The 17,412-nt window shown below is 72.1% G+C and carries 6 protein-coding genes; 3 read left to right on the top strand and 3 right to left on the bottom strand.

The genetic code is table 11. The annotated features are described in order from the left end of the window. Window positions 1-26 precede the first annotated feature (26 nt). Both ACVMYR_RS07165 and ACVMYR_RS07160 read right to left on the bottom strand, forming a co-directional pair. Complete coding sequence (locus tag ACVMYR_RS07165; protein WP_457121397.1) at window positions 27-1,652, bottom strand: phytoene desaturase family protein; 1,626 nt, start codon at window positions 1,650-1,652, stop codon at window positions 27-29. An 11-nt stretch (window positions 1,653-1,663) separates the two neighbouring features. After that, window positions 1,664-2,422 (bottom strand): TetR/AcrR family transcriptional regulator, encoded by a 759-nt coding sequence (locus tag ACVMYR_RS07160; protein ID WP_077936659.1) that lies wholly within the window; start codon window positions 2,420-2,422, stop codon window positions 1,664-1,666. A 110-nt stretch (window positions 2,423-2,532) separates the two neighbouring features. On the opposite strand from ACVMYR_RS07160, the gene ACVMYR_RS07155 reads away from it, so the two are divergent. Continuing rightward, a complete protein-coding gene (locus ACVMYR_RS07155) occupies window positions 2,533-4,773 on the top strand; it encodes an MMPL family transporter (protein ID WP_457121396.1) in 2,241 nt (746 codons plus the stop codon). A 66-nt stretch (window positions 4,774-4,839) separates the two neighbouring features. Next, complete coding sequence (locus tag ACVMYR_RS07150; RefSeq protein WP_077936661.1) at window positions 4,840-6,024, top strand: alkaline phosphatase PhoX; 1,185 nt, start codon at window positions 4,840-4,842, stop codon at window positions 6,022-6,024. Between the two features lie 365 nt (window positions 6,025-6,389). Here ACVMYR_RS07150 and ACVMYR_RS07145 read toward each other — a convergent pair whose 3' ends face one another. After that, window positions 6,390-9,584, bottom strand: coding sequence for a DNRLRE domain-containing protein (locus tag ACVMYR_RS07145; RefSeq protein ID WP_077936663.1), 3,195 nt, complete (start codon window positions 9,582-9,584; stop codon window positions 6,390-6,392). A gap of 453 nt (window positions 9,585-10,037) precedes the next feature. Between ACVMYR_RS07145 and ACVMYR_RS07140 the strand changes: the two genes are divergently transcribed. Continuing rightward, entirely contained in the window at window positions 10,038-17,381 is a 7,344-nt protein-coding gene (locus ACVMYR_RS07140; RefSeq protein ID WP_457121395.1) for a ricin-type beta-trefoil lectin domain protein, read from the top strand. Window positions 17,382-17,412: the final 31 nt, after the last annotated feature.

Below are 17,412 nucleotides of genomic sequence, written 5' to 3'. Positions count from 1 at the left end.
CGTAGGCGTTAACAAGGGGCCCCTCCTTACACCAAGTCGGCGAGGATGCGGCGGGCCGCGTTGTGGCCGGCCGCCCCGATGACGCTGCCCGCCGGGTGGCAGCCGGCGCTGCCGGCGTAGACGCCGTCGACGCCGGTGGCGTACGGCATCCGGTCGGTGAAGGAGACGGTGTTGTCGACGTGGTGGATGTGCCCGCCGGTGATGCCGAAGTGCGCCTCGATGCCGGCCGGGGTCAGCGGCACGGCGTCGGCGATCAGGTCGCCGGTGCCGGGCGCGTACCGCTCGCAGATGCCGATCAGCCGGTCGACGTAGCCGGGCAGGGCCGCGTCCCAGGTGCCGTCGGCGAGCGCGTAGGGCACCGACTGCACGAACAGGGCCGACGAGTGGTGCCCTTCGGCGTCGGACAGCGACGGGTCGACGGTGGTGTGCAGATACCACTCGATGGTGGGCTCGGCGGGCAGCCGCCCGGCCTGCACGTCGGCCCACATGGCGCGCAACGCCGCCATCGGCGGCTCGCCCCCGCCGCCGACCAGCGACGCCGAGCCGGGCAGCAGGTGGATGGTGGAGCCGAACGGGCTGGGCGCGCCGGGGGGCAGGCAGGAGAAGCGGGGCAACCCGGTCAGCGCCAGGTTGACCTTGAGGGTGGTGCCGGGCCGGCGGACGGCCGCCATCCGCGCGCCCAGCTCCGCCGGGAGCGCGCCGTCGGGCAGCAGGTCCATCAGCCGGTACGGGTCGCACGCCCCGAGCACCACCCGGGCGGCCACGTGCCGGCCGTCGGCGAGGGTCACGCCGCTGGCCGCGCCGCCGTCGAGAGTGATCGCGGTGACCGGGGCGTCGGTCAGGATGCGCGCCCCGGCGGCGCGGGCCGCGTCGGCGAAGGTGCGCGAGACGGTGCCCATGCCGCCCTCGGCGATCATCCAGGTGCCGTCGGATCCGGGCAGTCGGCACATGTTGTGCACGAGGAAGTTGTGCCCGGTGCCGGGGTCGTCCGGGCCGGCGTTGAGCCCGGACAGCCCGTCGGTGACCGCGTACATGCTGACCAGCAGCTCGGAGCGGAAGTCGAAGCGGGCCAGGTAGTCGGCGACGGAGCCGCGCACGAGGTCGACGAAGACCTGCCGCAGGGCGGGCCGGACGTGCCGCTGCGCGATCTCCTCGGCCGGCAGCGGCTCGGCCAGCCAGGCGGGCGCCAGGTCGTCGCGGAGCTGGGCCAGCTCGGCCTGCATGGCGTCGTCGGCGGCCACGTCGGCGGGGGAGAAGAAGTCCGCGAGCTGCCGCCGGGTGGCGGCCGTGTCGCTGCCCATCAGCAGGTACGGCGACCCGGTGCCGCCCGGGGTGGGCAGGAAGTAGTGCGGGTCGCGGCGCAGCACGGGGATGCGCACGTCGAGCGTGGCGAGCAGCTCCGGCGGCATCAGGCCGAGCAGGTAGGACCCGGTGGAGTGGCGCAGCCCGGGCACCTTCGGGAACGGGTTCTCGGTGCGGGTGGCCCCGCCGATCACCCCGGCGGCCTCCAGCACCAGCACGTCGAGGCCGGCGCGGGCCAGCAGGATCGCCGAGACCAGCCCGTTGTGCCCGGAGCCGACGACCACCACGTCGGCGCGGGCCGGCAGGTCACTCGCGTTGCTCGTCGCGGTCGTGCCGCTGTGCTCGCTCATGCTGGGGCAGCCTAGTGCCGCGCCGACCCGGCCGGGGGGCCGTCGCCGTTCCCGGTCGGCGGGCCGCCGTCGGGTGCCCCGCGCAGCTGGCCGAGCAGCGCGGCGAGTTCGGTCTCGAACAGCGCCCCGGGGGAGTCCACGGCCCAGGTGAGGTGGCCGAAGACCTCCATGGCGACCAGGCCGTAGAGCCGGGTCCAGGCCGACAGGAACGCGTACGCGACCTCGATCGGCAGCTCGCCGTGCTTGGCGGTGAGCGGGGCGAGGTGGCAGCCGAGCTGCTGGTGCAGCACGTCGGCCGGGGGGCCGGGCAGCGCCGCGCCCCAGGTCAGCGCGAGGAACGGGGCGAGGAAGACCGCCCCGAACCGCGCGCCCGGGTGCTCGGCGTCGGCGCAGGCGTCGGTGAACGCGGCGACCCCCGGGACGGGGTTGCCGAAGATCAGGCTGAACTCGGCGGGGTGCGCGACGGCCCAGTGGCGCATCGCCCGGCACATGGCCGTGAGCTGGTCGACGGGTTTTCCGCCGGCGGCGTCCCGGGCCGCCTCGATGATGCCGCGCAGCTCGTCGTAGAGGTCGCCGGCCAGCGCGCCGACGAGGGCCTCCAGGTTGGGGAAGTAGCGGTAGATGGCGGGCGCGGTCATCCCCATGTCGCGGGCGATGGCGCGCAGGGAGATCGCCTCGACCCCGCCGGTCACGAGCAGCCGGCGAGCCCCGTCCTTGATCTCGGACAGGGTGGTCGCGCGTAGCCGTTCCCGGCGGGTCGGTGCGGACATGCGTGAACCCCCTTGACTGGAGCGAACACCGTAGTAATAGTAAACGGCGTTCACTTCTGAGAGCCATGGTTACTGACCACGACCTTAAACGGTCGGTGAGGGGGAATGCGATGTTCGACTGGTGGGGGCGGGTGGTGGTGCGGGCCCGCTGGGCCGTGCTGGCCGCCGCCGTGGCGCTCATGGCGCTCGGCGCGACCTGGGGGACCGGCGTCTTCGGCCAGCTCAGCGGTGGTGGGTTCGCCGACCCGGCCAGCGAGTCCAGCCGCACGGCCGAGCGGATCACCGCCGAGCTGGGCCGGCAGGGCGCCGACGTGATCGTGCTCTGGTCCAGCGACACCGCCACCGTCGACCAGCCGGCGTTCCGCGACCCGGTCGCCGCCACCGTCGCGGCGCTGCGCCAGCGCCCCGAGATCGACAGCGTGACCACCTTCTACGACACCCCGGCGCCCCACCTGGTGTCCACCGACCGCCGGGCCACCTACGCCCTCGTCCAGCTCGACGGCGTCGACGAGGACGCCCGCGCCGAGGCGTACGACGCGGTGCGGCCCGCGTTCGACGCCCCCGGGCTGCGCACCGAGCTCGGCGGCGCGGTGGCCTTCCAGCGGTACGCCAACGAGCAGACCACCGAGGACATCACCCGCGCCGAGCTGCTCTCCATGCCGGTGCTGCTGGTCCTGCTCGTGCTGATCTTCGGCGGGCTGGTCGCCGCCACCACCCCGCTGCTCGTCGGCGGGCTCGCCATCCTCGGCGCGTTCGTCGCCGTCCGGCTGCTCAACATGATCACCGACATGTCGATCTTCGCGATCAACGTGATCACCCTGATCGGCCTCGGCATGGCCGTCGACTACGCCCTGTTCGTGGTCAGCCGGTTCCGCGAGGAACTCGCCGCCGGCCGCGACACCGCCGAGGCGGTACGCCGCACCATGGCCACCGCCGGCCGCACCGTCCTCGTCTCCGGGCTCACCGTCGCCCTCGCCATGGCCAGCCTGCTGGTCTTCCCACAGCCGTTCCTGCGCTCGATGGGCCTCGGCGGGATGGCCGCCGTGCTGGTCGCCATGCTCGCGGCGCTCACCGTGCTGCCGGCCCTGCTCGCGGTGCTCGGCCGCCGGGTCGACGCGGTGCGCGTACCCGTGCCGTGGCGGCGTGGGGCGGGCCGTGGGCGGCCGGCGCACGCCGACACCAGCGGCGCCTGGGCCCGGATCGCGCGCAGCGTGACGCGCCGCCCGGTGCCCTACCTGGTCGGGGTGGCCCTGATCCTGGGGCTGCTGGCCACCCCGTTCCTGCGCGCCGAGTTCGGCGGCGTCGACGAGCGGGTGCTCCCGGCCGACGCCGGCCCCCGGGTGGTCTCCGAGCGGATCGCCGCGCAGTTCCCCGGCGGCACCATCGCCCCGATCGACGTGCTGGTCACCGGCGTGCCGGCCGACGCGGTCGGGCCGTTCGCCGACCGGATCGCGGCGGTGCCCGGGGTGACCGGCGTGCGGGTCGCCGCGACCCGGGGGGCCTCGACGCTGCTCGCCGTCGCCTACCCGGGCGAGCCGACCGGCGACGCCGCCCGGGACCTCGTCGGCGACCTGCGCGCCCTGCCCGCCCCGGACGGCGCGCGGGTGCTCGTCGGCGGCCGGCCCGGCGTCGACCGGGACCTGCTGGGCAGCCTCGGCGACCGGCTGCCCTGGATGGCCCTGCTGATGGCCGGCGCGACCCTGCTGCTGCTCTTCCTCGCGTTCGGCTCGGTGGTGCTGCCGGTCAAGGCGGTGCTGATGAACCTGCTCTCCATCGGCGCGTCGTTCGGCGTGGTGGTCTGGATCTTCCAGGACGGGCACCTGTCCGGGCTGCTCGGCTTCACCTCGACCGGGTTCATCGAGCCGAGCAACGTGATCCTCATGCTCGCCGTGCTGTTCGGGCTGGCCACCGACTACGAGGTGTTCCTGCTCTCCCGGGTCCGCGAGGAGTGGGACCGCACCGGCGACAACACCGCGTCGGTGGCCGCCGGCCTGCAACGCACCGGCCGGATCATCACCGCCGCCGCCCTGCTGCTGGTCATCGTGGTCGCCGGCTTCGCCACCGGCGCGATGGCGTACATCAAGCTGATCGGGGTCGGCATGATCGTGGCGATCGTGGTCGACGCGACCCTGGTCCGGGCGCTGCTGGTGCCGGCCACCATGCGTCTGCTCGGCCGCTGGAACTGGTGGGCCCCGGGCCCGCTCGGCGCGGTCTACCGCCGCTTCGGCATCCGCGAGTCGGACGACCCGGCCGGACCCGGGGCCGGCGGCGCGGCGGAACAGGCCGCCCCGGACGCGGTCGAGCCGGAGCCCGCCGGGCCGGAGAGCCGTCACCCCGCGTTCATCGGGTAGTCACTGGTGTCGATGCCCCGCCGGCTCTACCGTCGGTGGGGCATCGACCCTACCGGGAGGTAACCGATGGACCGTCGTACCGTCCTGCGCGCCACCGTCGCCGGCGGGGCCGCCGCCTTCTGCGGCAGCCTCTGGGCCTCCGCCGCCCTCTCCGCGCCGGCCCTCGCCGCCGGGCCGGCCCAGCCCGGCCCCGGCCCGTACGGGGACCTGCTCGCCGCCGACGCCAACGGCATCCAACTGCCCGCCGGTTTCACCAGCCGGGTGGTCGCCCGCTCCGGGCAGCGGGTCGCCGGCACCTCCTACCTGTGGCACTGGGCCCCCGACGGCGGCGCGTGCTTCCCCGCCCCCGACGGCTGGATCTACGTCTCCAACTCCGAGATCCCGCTCGCCGGCGGCACGTCGGCCGTGCGGTTCCGCGCCGACGGCAGCATCGCCTCGGCGTACCGGATCCTCGGCGGGACCAACCTCAACTGCGCCGGCGGGGCCACCCCGTGGGGCACCTGGCTCTCCTGCGAGGAGGCGCCGCTCGGCCGGGTCATGGAAACCTGGCCCGACGGCAGCCGCGCCGCCGAGGAGCGCACCCGGATGGGTCGGTTCACCCACGAGGCCGCCGCCTGCGACCCCGACCGGGGCGTCGTCTACCTCACCGAGGACGAGGAGGACGGCTGCTTCTACCGGTTCGTCCCCGACACCTGGGGCGACCTGCGCACCGGCCGGCTCCAGGTGCTCTGTGCGCCCGCCGGCCAGGTGACCGGCCCGGTGACCTGGGCCGACGTGCCCGACCGAGACGGCTTCCCCGTGCCCACCCGCCGCCAGGTCGGCGCGGCACAGCACTTCGACGGCGGCGAGGGCTGCTGGTACGACCGGGGCACCTGCTGGTTCACCACCAAGGGCGACAACCGGGTCTGGGCGTACGACGCCGCCAACCAGCGCCTCGACCTCGCGTACGACGACTCGCTGGTGCCCGCCGGGGCGGCCCCGCTCACCGGCGTCGACAACATCACCGGCACCCGCTCCGGCGACCTGTACGTGGCCGAGGACGGCGGCAACATGGAGATCAACATGATCACCCCGGCCGGCGTGGTCACCCCGTTCCTGCGCCTGCTGGGGCAGTCCGGCTCGGAGCTGACCGGCCCGGCCTTCTCCCCGGACGGCAGCCGCCTCTACTTCTCGTCGCAGCGGGGAGTCAGCGGGGCGGTCACCGGCTCCGACGGCATCACGTACGAGATCACCGGCCCCTTCCGCCGCTGACCCCTGACCCTGACCGCTGGGCCGCCGACGATTGCCCTCCGAACGGCTGCGCCACCGGATGCCCGGAGGTCGCTGACGTGACCCGGCCCGCCCGCTAGGGAGCTGAGTCACTTACGACATCACCCACCCACCCCAGTACCCGATGGCCACCCCAGCACTCCGGTGATCAAGAGGAATGCGTCAGGAATGATCTCGACGATGACACATTCCTCTTGATCACCGCGCCGGGCCGGGACGCGCCGGGGCCGGTAGGGAGGGCGGGGAGGGCCGGGCGGCGTGATGTCGTAGGTGACTCAGCTCCCTAGTGGCTGTTCACCGCATTGGCGGGTTCTGCTTGCGGAGCCTGCTGGTTGTCGTGAGGTGGATCAGCCGAAGGACTTCATGGTGCTCCAGTCCGCGCCCAGCACGACCTTCACCGGGGTGCCGGCACTCGTGGCGGAGGGGTGGTAGACCCGGATCTGACCGTCGGCGCCAGACCGGACCCAGAGGTCGGGCACCTGGTCGCCGCTGACGTCCGGGATCGCGATCACCGAGCTCATCGCCGCCTCCGTCCAGCCGGTGCCATAGGAGACGTCGCCGTCGCGCGAGTTGGCGGCCTGCTTGAGCGAGTGCAGGTCGACGCTGCCCGCTGCCGCCCCGGGCAGGCCGTGGCGGACGTACATGTTGCCGTTGTCCAGGTTGCGCCAGAGCAGGTCGGGGGTGCCGTCGACGTCGACGTCCGCCACGTTGACGATGTCCCTGCGCCCCCAGGCGGACCCCTCCATCAGGGTCGCCTCCTGGAAGCTCGCCCCGGTGTAGCCACCGAGCATCCAGAACGCCGTCCCGGCCCGCACCACCAGGTCCGGCCGTTGATCGCCGGTGACGTCACCGACGGCCTTGATCTGGGTCCAGGTGCCCGGATCCGGCGCGCCGGGCGGCAGCAGGACCCGCAGCCGGCGGTTGACGTCGAAACTGCCGTACCCGTCGCCGGGGTAGAGCCAGAATCGGCCGTCGGGGGTGCGGGCGAACAGGTCGGTGACGCCGTCGCCCGGGTAGGCGTCGTCGTACTTGGCGATCAGGGCCGCCTTGGCGGCACCCGCGTCCCACCAATGTCCCGGCGGGTTCAGTTCGTTGCCGGTGGTGTAGGAGGCGGCGAGCCACGAGTACAACTCGCCGCCCTCATCGCCCGCGTAGGTGCGCAGGTTGCCCGTGGCATCGACGAGGATCAGGTCGGGCAGGTCGTCGCCGGTGACGTCGCCGGGTTTGTCGGCCGTCTCGCTGGGCGGCACGTAGAAGGTGTAGTCGGTGCGGACGCTGCGGTTGCCGACCGCGTCGAGGGCGTACACGTGCAGGGTGTTCGGGCCGGCGTGCCGGGGAGCCAGACCGGCCACGGTGGCCTTGCCGCCGCTGGCCGGGATCGTGAGGGGGTTGATGCTCTCGAACGAGTAGGTGAACTGGGCGGCGCCCGCCGCGCTGAACTCGACCGGCCCGGTCTGCCCGAACTTCACGGTGGACCAGGTGGCGCCGTCCGGGGTCGCCTCCAGCCACACGTTGCTGGCGACGTCTGGAGCCGGGGGCGCGGAGGCGTCGATGGTGAAGCGGCACGGCTCGGTGCCGGGCGGGTAGTACGAGGAGGAGGCGTTCGAGGAGTCCTCGGCGCGGACGTCCCAGGAGTAGGTGACCCCGTCCTCCAGGTCGCTGGGGAGGATCGTCCGGCTGCCTATTCTGTAGTCACCCTCGGCTTGCGTGTCGGTGACGAGGGTGCCCGCGGGCACCGTGGTGCCCGTCCGCCAGAAGCGGAAGCGCAGCCCCTTGAGGTTGCCGTCCGGGTCGATGGCCTTCGCCGACAGGGAGATCGTGGTCCGGGCGATGGTGGCGCCGCCGCCGGGGCCGGGCACGCAAGCGCCGCCGGGCGAGGTCCGGCCGTCCGTCGGTTCGCCCGGGGGACGGTTGTGGACGACCTCCAGCTCGGCCGTGTTGGCCTTGAACTTGCGCCAGGTCAGCGTGTCGGACTCGCTGGTGGCGCGCATGCCGAGGGTGATGCTTCCCCAGCCCTTGGTGGCGGCCTCCTGTGCCGCGCCCAGCACGTCGAACCGGACGTACTCGTCGTCACAGCTGCTGCCGTAGCCGTGGGCGAAGGACCGCTTCTGCTGCACGGACTCCCATGCCGGTTGCTTCTGCCAGGTGCTGCTGGAGGAGATGGCTCCGGTGAGCCAGAGCTGCATCTCCCGGGCCGTGCAGGACCAGGAGTGGTTGTTCAGCACCCGGAAGCCGGCCTCGCTGACCACCGTTCCCTTGATCTTGCTGTCGAAGCCCATTCGCCAGAAGGAACGCGTCGTCAGGGGGGTGTCCTCGTCGTAGCCGACCCGGGCGTCCGAGGTGCCGCTGTTGAAGTTGGTGCTGTGGTAGGTGTTGGTGTTCGGGCTCTGCTTGTAGACGGTGGCCCAGGACTGCAGTCCTGTCTTGAGGGTCGGATCGAGGAAGAGCGGGAAGAGCGCCTCGGGATCGGTGAGCAGGCCGGTGGCGGCGGCGTCCAGGTGCAACCGGGCCTCGCCGGTGTCCTCACCGTCGAGTCGGGTGGGCATCGGGCCCTGACGGGAACCGGGCTCGGCGCCGCTGAGGCCGGAGAGCTGTAGCACGTCGGCGCTGGTGTCCACTGCCGTGCGCAGCGGCGTCTCGGGCGAGGTGGGTTCCCGGCCGGCGGAGTCCCAGGCGAACGGGCTGGGGATGGAGCCGATCTCCGCACCGCTGGCCGGGTCGAGGATCTGCACCCCGCTGGTGAGTTGCTGGTGGCGGAAGACGGCCGTCGCGGACCGAAGCCCGTAGGTCAGGGTGTCGACGGCGTCGAGGGTGGCGGCGTTCCGGTTCTTGACAATCAGCAACTGCCCGAACCCGCCCTCTTCTCGGGCGACGACGAGTAGGTCGACACCGGGCAACACCTCAGGGTAGAGCGCGCGGGGCCCGTCCAGCACCGGTTCCGGCAGGAGGCCGGGCCACAGGTACGTGATCGTGTGGCCGTCGATCTGCACCTCGGCGAGGGCGGTCTCGGCGGGACTCTCGGGCTGGTGGGCCGGGGCGAGCCGCAGGGAGTTGGTGGTGCCGCTCGACTGCCCGCCCTGCTTCGCCGCGGAAGGGCTGCCGGCGGAGAAGCGGACCGGCACCGGCGCGTTGGCCGGCGTGACATCGAGCCCGGCGGGGGTGTTGCCGGCCCGGGCGAGGGTGGTGTCGATCGGGGCCCACTGCCCGGAGGCGGTCTTCGCGCGCTGGGGCACCGCGTGGAAGGTGGTGCGGAGCTTGCTGTCCGGGCGCGCCCAGGTGAGCGAGGTGGCGGTGGTGGCGGTGTCGACGGGCACCTCCTGACCGGTGCGTCGGGCCTCGGCCATCGCGGCCGCGTAGTCCCGGCCGACGGTGTCCACCGGCGCGGCCTCGGTGGCCCGCTGTGGTCGGGAAGGTCGGCTGTCGTCGGCGCGTAGCCAGTACGGCAGCCCGGCCACGAGGAGCGCGACCAGCAGGAAGCCCAGGGTGCAGAGCTGCCGGGTACGCGTACGCAGGAAAGGGCTGAGCAGGCGAGGCACGGTCACGGCGGTCTACTCCCGTGGGGGCCGGGCGGACAGGGCGGCGGCAACGACGAGCGATCCCGTCCGGCGGAGGGCCACGGGGCAGCAAGCGCGGGCACACGATCGCACAACCAGTCGCCAGCTCGTCACACTTTCTTCCGTTATCGATTCGTGATCTTGTACGCGCTGTCGTCGAGAGTCGCGACCAAGAGTTGACCTATGCGGCTTTCCTCGGCCCAACTTGCCGGTCATGTGCGGATTGATCCGTCAAGGGGGGAATCCGTTGCCTCGACGGCCCTCGCGAGGAAATAAGCCGTGACCAGGATCACTGGCATGTCGCTCTGATCACGTCCAGTTACCTTGAGTAAGAGTGCTGGTTGATCCACAGTGCTCAGGCGTGCCACGCCCGGCGCGTGCCGTGCCATCGCGGTCGTACCGCGATCTCTTCCGTCTTCGCGCCTGGGTGGGAGCCGACGTATGCCTGGTACCGGATTGCTGTCCCGACGGCGTCCCGGCCGACCCGCCCGACCGGTCACGGGCCGCCGGCGGTGGTCGCCCACCCGTCGGGCCCTGGCGCTGGCGCTCTCGGTCAACCTGCTGGTGGCGCTCGCGCCTGCGCAGGCGTGGGCGGTGCCCGGCGCTGGGATGAGCCGCACCGGGATGCCGGTCGAGCTGCCCGATATCCCCACGATCAAGCACGTCGACCACGACGCGGACGCCGAGACGGAGCTGACCACCGCCGACGAGGTGCCGGTGGACCCGTACGAGCCGCAGGCGGTCACCCCGTGGCAGCAGGACAGCGGCGAGGTGGACCTGACGGCCGCGACCCCCGGCACGCCGCTGCCGGTCGAGGACCTGCCGGTCGCCCTCGGCGTACCCGAGGGCGGCGACCCGGCCGACCTGGCCGGCACCTGGAAGGTCGACCTTTCCAGCCCGGAGGCGTCCCAGGCCGTCGGGGCCCCCGGCCTGATCATGAAGATCACCCCGCCGGTGACCGCCGACCCGGACGCGGAGGTCGCCCTCAGCGTCGACTACACGCCCTTCGCCGACCTCTACGGCCCGCAGGCGGCCGACCGGTTCGGCCTGGTGCTGCTGCCCAGCTGCGTCTACGACGACCCGGACGGCGGTGACTGCGCCCCAGACACCGGCGGCGCGCCGCCCCTGGCTTTCAGCCCCTACCAGGCACCCGGCCCGGACGCCGGGGCGGCCGTGTCCAGCGAGACGGAACTGGTGCCGGCCGACGAGGCGCCGACCGCGACCGACGACGACGGCACCCGCCGACTCGTCAACGGCAGTGTCTCGATCGGGTCGCTGCTCGCCGGCCCGAGCGGCGCCGCGGGCGCGCGCAGCGCCGCGAGCGCCGCCGGCGCCGGGGTCGTCGGCGTGCTCGACACCGGGGCCTCGGCCGGTGGCGACTACACCGCCACCCCGTTGCTCTCCTCCGGTTCCTGGGCGGCCGGCGCCTCCTCCGGCGCGTTCACCTACGGCTACCAGGTGCAGGTGCCGGAGGCTCCCGGTGGCCTGATGCCCCGGGTGAACCTGGGCTACTCCTCGCAGTCGGTCGACGGCCGGACCTCGGCCACCAACAACCAGGCATCCTGGATCGGCGACGGCTGGGACTACAGCGCCGGATCCATCACCCGCAGCTACGCCAACTGCACGCAGGACTCGAAGAAGTCGGGTGCGAACAACGCCACGCACCGCACCGGCGACCTGTGCTGGGGCTCCGACAACGCGACCCTCTCCCTCGGCGGCATGACCACCGAACTCGTCTGGGACGCCGACGAGGAAACCTGGTTCACCGCCAACGGCGACGGCTCCCGGGTGGAGCTGGTCGAGGACACCGGCAAGGCGAACGGCGATGCCGACGGTGAGTACTGGATCGTCACCACCCGCGACGGCACCCGTCACCACTTCGGGATGCACCGCCTCCCCGGCTGGTCCACCGGGGACCCGGTCACCAACTCGGTGCTGACCGTCCCGGTCTACGGCAACCACGCGGGCGAGGACTGCTACCAGGCGGGCAACTGGGCCGGCTCGGTCTGCACCCAGGCCTGGCGCTGGTCGCTGGACTACGTCGAGGACGTCCACGGCAACGCGATGAGCCTGTGGTGGGCCAAGGAGACCAACCACTACGCGCGCAACTTCAACTTCAAGGCCCCCGTTTCGTACGACCGGGGCGGCTACCTCACCCGGATCGACTACGGGCAGCGCGCCAACACCATCTTCTCCGCCGCCCCGGCCGCCCAGATCACCTTCACGGTGGCGGAACGGTGCTTCGCCGAGGGCACCGTCACCTGCACCGAGGCCAACTTCACCAGCAGCGACCCGGCCAAGTACCGGATCTGGTACGACACCCCGGCTGACCTGCGTTGCAGTGACGACAAGAAGTGCTGGAACGCCTCCCCGTCCTTCTTCACCCGCAAGCGGCTCGACAAGATCACCACCTCGGCGCAGCGGCAGCCCGGCAGCACCGCCCGCCAGGTGGTCGACGAGTACCAGCTCGCGCAGGCGTTCCCCACCACCCGGACCGGCCCGAACACCGCGCTCTGGCTGGAGTCGATCACCCGCACCGGGTACGGGCCCACCGGCGGCACCGACAAGATCACCCTGAACCCGGTGCGCTTCGAGGCGAACCCCGAGGACATGCCGAACCGGGTGCGCAACGACGACCGCCCCGGGTTCTCCCGGCTGCGCATCGCCCGGATCATCAACGAGTACGGCGGCGAGACCGTCGTCAGCTACAAGCAGCCGACGGGCGGCTGCGCCACCGGCACCGGGCTGCCCGGCAAGACGGACACCACCGCGCTGAAGAACAACAACCGGCTCTGCTACCCGTCGTTCTGGCACCCCGACCCCAGCGCTGAGGAGATCGACTGGTTCCACAAGTACGTGGTGGACAGCGTCGAGGAACTACCCGCCATCGACGGCCCGGCGGTCAGCACCCTCACCCGGTACAGCTACGCCGACCCGGGATGGAAGCTCGCCGAGCAGGAGTTCACCAAGAAGTCGGCCCGGACGTACTCGCAGTTCGCCGGCTTCGCGCAGGTCACCGTCCGCACCGGCGAGACCGACGCGGACCACGGCGACGGCAGCGTGGCGACGAAGTCCGTCACCCGCTACTTCCGGGGCATGGGCGACGACGTGTCCGTCGAGGACATCGCCGGCCAGGAGATCGCCAAGGACCGCGAGCCGTTCGCCGGCCGCATCGCCGAGGAACTCACCTACCCCACCGCCGACGCCGCGGCCGGCGACTGGCTCACCCGCAGCGTCACCTACCCGCAGGCCGAGGAACTCGGCCGGCGCGACCGGGACGACGGGCTCAGCCCGCTGCGCGCCTGGCGGGTCACCGACTCCCGGGTGGTCGCGCACAGCCGCTCCTCCGGCTCCGGCGACGACACCCGCACCACGCGGAAGGTCGAGACGAAGACCAGCTACGACGCCACGCACGGCCTGCCGACGCAGATCGAGTCGCTGGGCGACACCGGCAAGACCGGCGACGAGACGTGCACCCAGCTCAGCTACCTGCACCGGCTCGACCGGAACCTGGTCGGCCTGACCCAGCAGATGCTGACCAGCCCCACCACCTGCGCCGCCGCCACCTGGACGAACCTGGCGTCGCTCAGCTCCGCCAGCCGGATCGGCTACGACGGCGCGGCGTACGGCACCGCCCTGGCGGCGGACACCCGCGCCCTGGTCACCCAGACCTGGTCGCTGAAGGGCGACGGCTCCGGCTTCCAGTCCGACGGCACCGTCGGCTTCGACGCCCTCGGCCGGGTCGTCTCCCGCACCGACCCCGACCTGAAGACCTCCACGACCACCTACACCCCGACCGCCGGCCAGCCCTTCCAGGTCGAGGAGAAGAACTCCCTCGACCACCGGCAAATCCAGGAGTTCGACCCCGGCCGCGGGGTCGTGGTGCGCAGCACCGACCTCAACGACCGGGTCAGCGAGTCGAAGTTCGACGCCCTGGGCCGCCTCGTCGAGGCGTGGGCCGCCGGCCGCACCCCGTCGGCCGGGGCGATCCCCGACTTCCGGGCCGAGTACACCATCCAGGCGGGCAAGCCCCCGTACGTCACCACGAAGGCCCGCAGTCACGAGAACCGGGTGGAGACCGCGGTCACCATCTACGACGGCCTGGGCCGGGAACGGCAGAGCCAACAGGAGGCCGTCGGCGGCGGACGGCTGATCACCGACACCCTCTACAACCGGGCCGGCGAGGTGGGGCAGACCCGCAATGCCTACTACGCCGACGGCAACCCGAGCGGCACCCTGTTCACCCCGGCCGCCGACACCGCCGTGCCCAACGCCACCCGCTACACCTACGACGGGCTCGGACGGGTCGTCGAGGAGATGCCCGTCCACAACGGCGTCGAGGTGCCGCTGCGGTCCACCCGCTACGAGTACGGCGCGGACCACTCCACCGTGCTCAACCCGGCGGGCGCGGCCTCGTACCGGCTGTTCACCGACGCCCTGGGCCGCACGGCGCGGGTCGACACCTACACCAAGGGCGACCGCAGCGCCTTCGTCTCGATGCGCTACCAGTACGACCCGCAGGGCCAACTGACGCGGGCCACCCACTCCGAGAACCCGAAGGAGTGGACCTGGAGCTACGACCACCGGGGCCGGCCGGTCAGCGCCACCGACCCGGACACCGGCGTCACCACCCTCACCTACGACCACCGGGACCGGCAGGTCACCAGCACCAACGCCCGGGGCGTCACGGTGTGGAACGGCTACGACGAGCTGTCCCGCCCCGTCCAGCAGCGGCTCGGCGGCAGCAGCGGCACCCTGCTCGGCGAGTACACCTACGACACGGTGGCCGGCGGCAAGGGCCTGCCGGCGACCGCCACCCGCTACACCGACGGGCTGCCGTACACCCAGAGCATCGGCGGCTACACCGACGACTACCAGCCGACGTCGACCACGCTGACGCTGCCCGCGAGCATCGCCAGCACCTGGGGGCTGCAAACCTCCTACACGTACGGCTACACCTACACCGACACGGGCATGCCCGAGTCGACCGTGCTGCCCGGCGTCGGGGCGCTGCCCACCGAGAAGGTGCTGGTCCGCTACACCAAGGACGGCCTGCCCCTGTCGGTCTCCGGCAAGGACTGGTACGGCGCGGAGACGGTCTACTCGCCGTACGGCCAGGTGTTGCGCTCGACGCTCGGCGCGCAACCGCACCGCGTCTGGGCCATGGCCTCGTACGACGACGCCAGCGGCGCCCTGACCAGCCAGCAGGTCTACCGCGAGAAGGCCGGCGCCACCGGCGTCGTGGGCGGCAACCTGGTGTCGAACCGCCACTACTGGTACGACAACGCCGGCAACGTCCTGGCCATCCGCGAGCAGGCCGACGGCATCCAGGAACGGCAGTGCTTCCAGTACGACGCGCTCGGCCAGCTCAAGCGGGCGTGGACCGCCGCCGACCAGGCGTCCTGCGCGCCCGGCCCGGCGGGCACCGGTGGGGTGCTCAACGTGGCGGCCGGCGCGGACGGCTCCGGCTACTGGCAGGAGTACGAGTACGACCTGCTCGGCAACCGCACGGAGCTGGTGGAGAAGGACCTCACTGGCGACACCGCCAAGGACGCCACCACCACCTACGCCTACGGCAGGGCCGACGGCAGTCAGCCGCGCACCCTCACCACGGTCACGAAGAACTACGTCACCCCGGCCGGCGCCGCGATCACCGCCGCCGCCCAGCGGCTGTACGAGCTGACCGGCGAGACGAAGTCGGTCACCTCGGTGCAGAACGGCGACGAGCAGACCCTGACCTGGACGTACGACGGCCAGGTCGAGCGAATCACCGGGCAGGGCAGCAAGGGCCGGACCTCGTACGTCGGCCTGGGCAACAAGTGCCTGGACCTGAACGCCGGCCACGCCGCGGCCGGTCAGCCGGTGCAGTTGTTCGCCTGCAACGACACGGTCGCACAGAAGTGGGCATTCACCCCGGCCGGCGGGCAGCCCGACCCCAACCTGGGCACCCTGTCCATCTACGACACGTGGTGCGTCCAGCCGACCGGCACGACGGCCGGGTCGGCGGCGCAGATCCGCGCCTGTGACGGTGGCACCGACCAGCGGGTGGAGCGCCTGTCCACCGGGCAGCTCCGGCACACCTCGTCGGGGCTGTGCCTGACGGTGCGCGACGCGGCAACCGCCGACGGCACCCCGATCGTGCTGGCCGCGTGCGCGGGCGGGGCGGCGGCGCAGCAGTGGCAGGCGCAGAACGAGACCCGGCACATCTACGGGCCGGGCGGCTCACGGCTGCTGACCGTGCAGGGCCGGCAGGCCACCCTGCACCTGGGCGAGTCGCAGGTGACCACGCAGCAGGGCGGCGCGTTGGTGAGCAGCCAGCGCTCCTATGCGGCCCCGGGCGGATCGGTGCTGCGGTACGCCCACGGCACCAACCCGTCCGCCCTCGCCGCCGTCGTCGGCGACCACCAGGGCACCCCGTACGCCGAGGTCACCCTCGACGCCAGCATGACCACTCGGATCCGCAAGCAGGACCCGTTCGGCAACCAGCGCGGCACCGCCGCCCTGGCCGCCAACATGCAGACCCCGACCGGGTTCCTCGGCGCCCGACGCGACGACCCCTCCGGGTACGTCCCGCTGGGTGCCCGCCTCTACGACCCGAGCGTGGGCCGGTTCCTCTCCGCCGACCCGGTGCTGGACACCGCCGACCCGTTGCAGTCCAACGGCTACACCTACGCCCACAACAACCCGGCCACCCACACCGACCCCTCGGGCCTGTCCATCTCGCTGACCCCGTCGGAGACCGCCGCCGCCCTCGCCGGCGCGGGCCTGTCCGCAGCCCAGGTCGCCGACGCCCAGGCCATCATGGGCAAGTCCGTCACCTCGATCATCCTCTCCGTCGCCTGGGACGTCCTGAAGGACTTCCTCGGCATCAACGCCGCCCTGGGCTGCTTCGGCGGCAGCGTCTGGTCCTGCATCGACCTCATCAGCAACGGAATCCCGGCCTGGAAGGCGATCAAGAGCGCGGCGAGGATCGCCAACGCCGTACGACGCACCTTCAACGCCATCCAGGCTCTTCAGAACGCCAAACGCACGGCCGAGAACGTTCTGCGTGCCGCGAGGGCCGCCGAGACCGCCGCCCTCAACGCCAAGAAACTCGCCATCGAACGCGCCAAGCAGGCGGCCCAAGCTGCCAAGAAGAAGGCCCAGGACAAGGTCAACACGGTCAGCAACCGCGCCACCGAACAGGCCAAGAAGACCGGCAACCCCGTCCAGAAGCAGGCCCAGGCCCGCGCAAACCCCAAGGGCTCCACCGCAGCCACCACCAGAAACGGCGGCGGAAAGTCAGCAGACTCCAAACCCGGCGGCTCCTCCGGCGGCTCCAGCCGCTCCAACGGTGGCTCCAGCGGTGGGGGCGGTGACGGAAAGAAGACTGCGGTGCTAGGAGTGCAGCAGCACAGCAACAAGCTGGCAGCAGAGCTTCGTGAGGCAAACCCGGGCGCGATATATGAAACTTACAATGACCCGAAGCTTGCCCGAGTTAGTCCTGGGGAGTTTCGGCCGGAGTGGATGAATCGGGTATCTGCCGCAGTTGGCGATGCGGACGGGTACGACATTGCCATCTCCCTGGATGGGCTTGGCCGCTACGGGAGCGATCCCGCCGAGATCTTCCGGAGTGCCGTCAAGGAGGGCGCGAGAGTTGATGGGCGGGGCTTGCCCATGACGTGTGCTACCTGTTGGGAGTTAAGGCAGGTCTTCAGGGCGGTCTCTTGGGGGGACCGTGCCGCCGGGAGCGTGCAGTTCTACAGTGGCGGTAAGATGCTCGATAAATTCAACCCATTTGGCTAGTGCATCGGGCCAGTGGCCGGATCTAAAGCTG

Source organism: Micromonospora sp. PTRAS2, assembly GCF_054052245.1.
Note: the sequence above shows the minus strand (reverse complement) of the source record. Positions and strands in the feature narration are given on the sequence as shown.